2 protein-coding genes and 1 pseudogene are annotated in these 2,511 nt (G+C 65.2%); 1 reads left to right on the top strand and 2 read right to left on the bottom strand.

Features of this window, described 5'->3' with window-relative positions:
* Nucleotides 1–111: 111 nt before the first annotated feature.
* Nucleotides 112–757 (bottom strand): annotated as a pseudogene (locus tag MFF24_RS28530) (IS5 family transposase); the annotation flags it as partial.
* A 269-nt stretch (nt 758–1,026) separates the two neighbouring features.
* Here MFF24_RS28530 and MFF24_RS28525 point away from each other — a divergent pair.
* Complete coding sequence (locus tag MFF24_RS28525; protein WP_238229205.1) at nt 1,027–1,239, top strand: hypothetical protein; 213 nt, start codon at nt 1,027–1,029, stop codon at nt 1,237–1,239.
* A gap of 447 nt (nt 1,240–1,686) precedes the next feature.
* Here MFF24_RS28525 and MFF24_RS28520 read toward each other — a convergent pair whose 3' ends face one another.
* Nucleotides 1,687–2,322, bottom strand: coding sequence for a dimethylsulfonioproprionate lyase family protein (locus MFF24_RS28520; RefSeq protein ID WP_238229204.1), 636 nt, complete (start codon nt 2,320–2,322; stop codon nt 1,687–1,689).
* Between the last annotated feature and the right edge of the window lie 189 nt (nt 2,323–2,511).

Below are 2,511 nucleotides of genomic sequence, written 5' to 3'. Positions count from 1 at the left end.
CCCTGGGGTGGCGAACACCCCAGGAATTCGCCCTAGCGGCGGCCCTGCAGGCCGCCGAATGAGATCCGGAAGCTCACCTTCCGGCCGGACCAAAATCCGGGGGACCCTCATCGCCTCGACCCGCCAGCGCTCGCGGTAACGTTTCTTGTCGAGCCTGATCTTACGCTTGCGTGAGTGCGTACCGGGGATGATCGGCGTGGTGTTGCGCTCGCGCAGGTTTTTTCGCAGCCAGTTGGCGTCGTAACCCTTGTCGGCGATCAGACGGCGGATGCGGCCGGGCGCCTCGGCCAGCACATCCGGGGCGGTCTTCACGTCGCTGGCATTGCCGGGTGTCAGCCGGAGGACCGCCGGACGGCCCACGATGTCGACGAGCGCGTGGATCTTGGTGGTCTGACCGCCGCGCGAGGGGCCGATCCCTTGCGCCTTGCCCCCCTTTTCCGCCCTGGGCGGATCGATGGGCCCTGACGTAGGTGGCGTCGATGGCGTTGGCCTCGCCGGTCCAGCCGGCCTTGGCCAGCGCCGCCAGCATCGCCTTCCAGAAGCCGCGCCGGGACCAGCGGTTGAAGCGGTTGTAGACCGTGGTAGACGGACCGTACTCGGCCGGGCAGTCACACCAGCGGCAGCCCGTCCTCACGACGTGAAGGATGCCCGAGATGACCTGCCGGTCGTCGTTGCGCTCCGGGCCGGGCTGGTTCTTCGGCATGAACGGCTCCATCACCGCCCACTGCTCGTTCGAGAGCCAGAACAGCTCCGCCATGACGCGCCTCCGTGCCTCAAGGCACGCCAGTCAACCGGCATTCCTCCGACAAGGCAATGCCTTGGATCGGTTTTGACCCTAGGGGTGCCCGGGCCGATCGATCGCCGAAGTCCTTTGCCTACATCCGTTCGGACCGGTGCATATCGAGAGTCACCGGCCCGGCAAGCGACGCCATCGATGATCCCAGAGCTCGGGCGGCTTCAGCGTCGGTTCCGGTGCAACGTCCTGAAGGACGCGCCGGTAGGGCCAACGAGGATGACAGATGCAGCATGACCAAGCTGAAGCCGCTCTACATGTACCGGTTGCGCATCTTAGGGGCCGAGCCGCGCTGCTATGCCCCGAGCGCAACGAACTCGTACCTGGAACGGCGCAACCTGATCCAGCAGACAGGACGCCGCCTGCCGTCCCATGGTTATCCTGAGTACGAAATTACCGACGCCGGCCGCAGAGCCCTGCGTGCGGCGAGCACGTCCCAGAAATGATCACGTTCGACTAAGGCGACGCAGCTCTGATCGAGGCTCGGAGCACCTGCTGCGGCGCGAAGAACGGCGAGCGGTCGAGACCGTCCAGATCGGTGGTGCGGCCGCCTTCAGCTCGGCTGCTTGGCGTTCGTAGCGTAGGCTGATGACGCGAGGGCAGTCGCTCGCAGTCGCGATGCGATCCCGTAGGCAGGAGACGTGCGAGCGATCGACTCGCGCAGCGATGCGTCGGGCATCGCGGCCTGGAAGCGGGCGGGTCGAAGGCGGTGCTTGGAGGAGCGGAGGGTCATGTTGCGAACCGTCAGGCGTTGTTCGCGAACTCGACGGCTGGGCGCATCTTCCGTCGCCCGGAGGCGGCGGTCCCCATCTGACCGTTCATGGGGCATCGGGCCACTCATCAGGAAATTCCCGGACGGAGGCCCCACCCTGAGCCATCCGGCGGCTGCCGAATCAACTGTGACCGGATTGTTTCGAGGATGGAAGAAGCGCCCAGAATGCAAAGAGCGGGTCGTCTCCAGCCCGCATCGCATGCTTGATGTTCGGCGAGTTGTAGAAGGAGCCGCCCGGGCCGGGCGAGAACCAATCGCTGTCGCCATGCTGGAACTCTCCGTCGCTCGCGACGAGATAGACCTCCTGCGGAGCATGTTTGTGATCGGGATAGCGAACGTGGGGCGCCAGCAGCGAGGCTCCGAGCCACACGTCGGACCTCGCTTCGTAGCCTCTCGGGCCGACGATCATCACGTCGGCATGCCCATCGCGGAAATCGGCGCTCCCGGTGCCGTTCGTATCGATCGCCCGCTGCCAGGCAAGACAGGGCTCAAGCTGTTCGAAGGACGCGATCAGGGGTGACAACGGATGCGTCGCATCCACCGAGGCGTAGATGCGAGGAAGCAGGCCGCAGACCGGTGGTCGGCCAACCGTTTCGCCGGACGGGTCCGCAACCGCGGTTTCGGTGTCGCGAGGTTCTTGACTCAACTGATCGAAGACGCCGCGGAGCACCGACCGCGCGTGGGCTGATGGCGCCGCGCGCTCGAAGGCTATTGATGCCGCTTCGATGAACGATTGGAGAGATGACGGTCGGGTCATTGGAAATCCTCGAAATCCCGGCTTCCGGGTCGCAAGACCGTGCGTTCGCATGCTGTGAGTGTCAATCGGCGTCCAAAAGGGGTTCATCCGCACTTTCGGTGCTTTTGGGCTATCGTTTGCCGAAGCTCTGCCGGTCTCGGTTCATGCGACATGCAGGACGCGCTGGCGCAGCAGATCGAACTTGGCTCG

Source organism: Methylorubrum aminovorans (assembly GCF_022179725.1).
Taxonomy (GTDB): Bacteria; Pseudomonadota; Alphaproteobacteria; order Rhizobiales; family Beijerinckiaceae; genus Methylobacterium; species Methylobacterium aminovorans.
The sequence above is the reverse complement of the archived record's forward strand: the minus strand, read 5'-3'. Positions and strand labels throughout refer to the sequence as shown.